Source organism: Bradyrhizobium sp. (assembly GCF_049586575.1).
In the GTDB taxonomy this organism is placed as follows: domain Bacteria; phylum Pseudomonadota; class Alphaproteobacteria; order Rhizobiales; family Xanthobacteraceae; genus Bradyrhizobium.
In genome coordinates this window covers 1-3021 of the sequence record NZ_JBAVCF010000250.1, presented here as the reverse complement: position 1 = coordinate 3021, position 3021 = coordinate 1, and the positions used below count along the sequence as shown (strand labels likewise).

3 protein-coding genes are annotated in these 3021 nt (G+C 58.7%); 2 read left to right on the top strand and 1 reads right to left on the bottom strand.

Going from position 1 to position 3021, the window contains the following annotated elements; translation table 11 throughout:
- Positions 1 to 577: 577 nt before the first annotated feature.
- Positions 578 to 988, top strand: coding sequence for a hypothetical protein (locus WB528_RS09625; protein ID WP_423888190.1), 411 nt, complete (start codon positions 578 to 580; stop codon positions 986 to 988).
- Between the two features lie 157 nt (positions 989 to 1145).
- Here the strand turns inward: WB528_RS09625 and WB528_RS09620 are convergent, their stop codons facing one another.
- Positions 1146 to 2318, bottom strand: a complete 1173-nt coding sequence (locus WB528_RS09620) for a type IV secretory system conjugative DNA transfer family protein (RefSeq protein WP_423888189.1) — start codon at positions 2316 to 2318, stop codon at positions 1146 to 1148.
- A gap of 319 nt (positions 2319 to 2637) precedes the next feature.
- Between WB528_RS09620 and WB528_RS09615 the strand changes: the two genes are divergently transcribed.
- Positions 2638 to 2877: a hypothetical protein gene (locus WB528_RS09615; RefSeq protein ID WP_423888188.1), complete on the top strand. Its 240-nt coding sequence runs from the start codon at positions 2638 to 2640 to the stop codon at positions 2875 to 2877.
- Positions 2878 to 3021 lie beyond the last annotated feature (144 nt).

Genomic DNA, 3021 nt, shown 5'->3' with positions numbered 1-3021 from the left:
GCGTGAGAGTGCGCATAACGTGACGGCCGCGGCGGACTATCGGACGGCTCTGCTGTCCGATAGCCCGTAACGCGGATGTTCGTTATGCACCGCTGGTATTCGGCGATCACCTTTTCGTGGCTGGCCGTCCCTCGGACTCGAACGAGGCCCGCGACCTTTAGGTCGACGGGCCGAGGCACAACGTAGTTGGGCCGATGGCCGAACGAATGACAGTTCGTTCAACTCGAATCTCTCACTCTTCCTCCCGAGCCTTTGGCTCCAGCGCAGCGAATTACAGACATCAAATAAAGAAATATACCTCCGTCGCAGGCGCAAATCGAACTGTCGCCTTTTCTAAGCTGCGGAAATTCCTGCAGAAATTGCGCACACCATATGGATACTGCCTATGGATACAGAAACCATAGCCGTATCCACAGCGGTAGGAACGCCCGTAACCTGAGGACTTGAACGGTCGGATGCGCACCGGCGCCGTTGGGGAGCCTACAATTCCGTGATAGATTTGGTCGACCTGCCGAGGCGGAATGCCGAAGGCATGATCGCTCATCGGTGGTCTCTTCTTTCATGGAGGAATGGGATCATGCGCATTGCTGCATATTCCGTCATCATCGCGGCTGGCGTAGTCGGTTTACTGGGCCCCGCGTTCGCTGCCGACATGACAGGACCTGAAATCAAGGCATTTCTCACGGACAAGACCGTCTATCTCGCAACCACCGCGGCGTCTGCAAGCGGCCAGACTGGCCAGGGCATCATCTATTGGGGCAGGGATGGCACTGCTCTCTATAAAACGCCGAATGGCGGGATGATGCATGGAAAATGGGAGGTCAAAGGAAACACGAATTGTACCGACTGGAAGGAGAGGCCCGGTACAGGCTGCGTCCGGTATGAAAAGATAGGCGATACGGTGTCGGTCATTGACGCGGCGAGCGGAAAAGCCCGTGCCAAGATAGTCAAGACCTCCCCGGGCAATGCCGAAAAGCTAGCGCCGTAACCCGGTCGGGCGCGACAAGCATCAAGGAAGTGCGGCTCAAGTCCCTAGGCTGGATGACAAAGCGTTATCCCGCCTAGGGCGAATGGTTCTAGTGCCGAGATCGTCTAACCGGCCTCGACGGCGTTGTCGTCCGCGCTCGGATCGACGGACGGTTGCTTTAGGTTGGTAATGTGACCGCGCTGAAAGGCAGAGACGGCATACCATCGATCATGAGCTTGAGATAAATGTGGTGGTTTGGGAGCTGGACGAAGTCCGACAGTTCGAACACTCCGCTGAATTCGCGCGCGACGTAGGGTGCGTCCTCGGCGCCGAGACGGAACGAGATAATCGTGCCGGCGTTGCCGAGCACCGCGTGCCATACGTCGGTTTCGAGCTGGTGCAGGTATTGGTGCGCGACCGTGAAGCCGAGCCGGTATTTGCGCATTTCCGAGAGCATGTTCGCCATGGCAAGCGTCGTGAAGCTCTGGAACTCGTCTATATAGATGAAGAAGTCCCGGCGCTGGGCGGGATCGATATCGGAGCGGCTATACCCCGCAAGACCGATCGTGGTGACCAGAAGGCCGCCGAGAAGCGATGAGCTATCGTCACCGATCCGGCCCTTGGCCAGGTTCACGAGGAGAACTTTGCCCTGATCCATGAGCTGTCGGATGTGCAGGTCCCGCTCGGGCGCGGTGAGGATGCGGTTGAGCAGGGGATCGGCAAGAAATGCCCCGACCTTATTCTGTATCGGCGCGATGCCGTCCGCCCGGTAGCCGAAGGTGAAGCGGTCGAATTCCTTTTGCAGGAACGCCCGGACGGTCTCGTTTTTAAGGGAAGCCGCAATTGACTTGCGGTACTTGGAGTCAGACACGATGCGGAGCACGTCATGGAGGTTGGCTGCGGGCTGCTCAAGCAAGGCCATGAGCACGTTCCGAAGGATGTGCTCCATGCGAACGCCCCAGGCCTCGGGCCACATCTTCTGGAATGTTTCCATCAGGCCGGAGGCTGCGAGCGCGATGTGGTCCTGGCGCACGCGGCGAAGAGGGTTGTACCCGTAGGGTTGCGTCGGGTCGGCCGCATTGAGGTACAGAACGTCGCCTTGCCGGTGCGCAGGAACTGACTGGGCGATACGCTCTACGAGATCGCCATGCGGATCAATGAGTGCGAAACCATTTCCGCGGCTAAGGTCTTGGCGAGCCATTGTTTCGAGCAACGTCGATTTTCCGGTACCGGTCTTGCCGATGACGTAGACGTGGGAGAACCGATCTTCGCGTTTGATACCGAACAGCTGGCGCCGGTTTCTGAAGTCGGTACGAGCCAGGTAGGTGATGTCGCCGGAATGAAATGACATTCGGTTACAGTACGGCGTTGCCGAATGAGCGCATGACGTGAGGACGTGCCGTCGCGTCGTTCACTCCCGCCCGGCGCGACACAATTAATTGCCGTTGCGGCAAAGATTCGCGTCTTTCTTTCGCGCTCACGGGAAGGACAATGGTGGGCAGGTGATTGAGATCCGCTCAGTCCCGCCGATCGGCACCCGCTAGCTGGGTGCCGATAGCGAGACGGAGCGATACGCGACGGCGGCATTATTAGCGGTAGCAGCCTAGATCGCCTCCGCCTCGCAATCCGGCAACCGAGCATTCGGTTCCCGGCCAGCGAGGAGGAGAGTCATGTCGCTTGTTCTTACCGAGAAAGCCAAAAAGCTGATGAAGCTGTGCGAGGCCGAGGGGTATGAAAATCCGTACGACCTACTGCAGGCGGTCATCACGGACAGCGTCTGTCCTGCAATCTGCATGACGGAGGGTTGTGAATACACAGCCGAAATGGAGCCGGATCAGCGCGAGGGTTATTGCGAACTCTGCGGCGGCAACACCGTCATGTCGGCCCTAGTTCTTGCCGACCTCATCTAGGGGCCGACCATGCGCCAGCAAACCCACCATCACCGCATTCGCGTGCTCAACGACAATTTCCGGGCCACGTTCATCGGCGGCCAGGTACTTCTGACCGCTGGCGTGAGCGAGCTTTCCATGGACCGGAAGGCGCAAGTCTTGCTC

What these genes read in the sequence shown, in the direction of transcription:
- WB528_RS09625 (WP_423888190.1), top strand. Translation starts at nt 578, where the DNA reads ATGCGCATTGCTGCATATTCCGTCATCATCGCGGCTGGCGTAGTCGGT.
- WB528_RS09620 (WP_423888189.1), bottom strand. Translation starts at nt 2,318, where the DNA reads ATGTCATTTCATTCCGGCGACATCACCTACCTGGCTCGTACCGACTTC.
- WB528_RS09615 (WP_423888188.1), top strand. Translation starts at nt 2,638, where the DNA reads ATGTCGCTTGTTCTTACCGAGAAAGCCAAAAAGCTGATGAAGCTGTGC.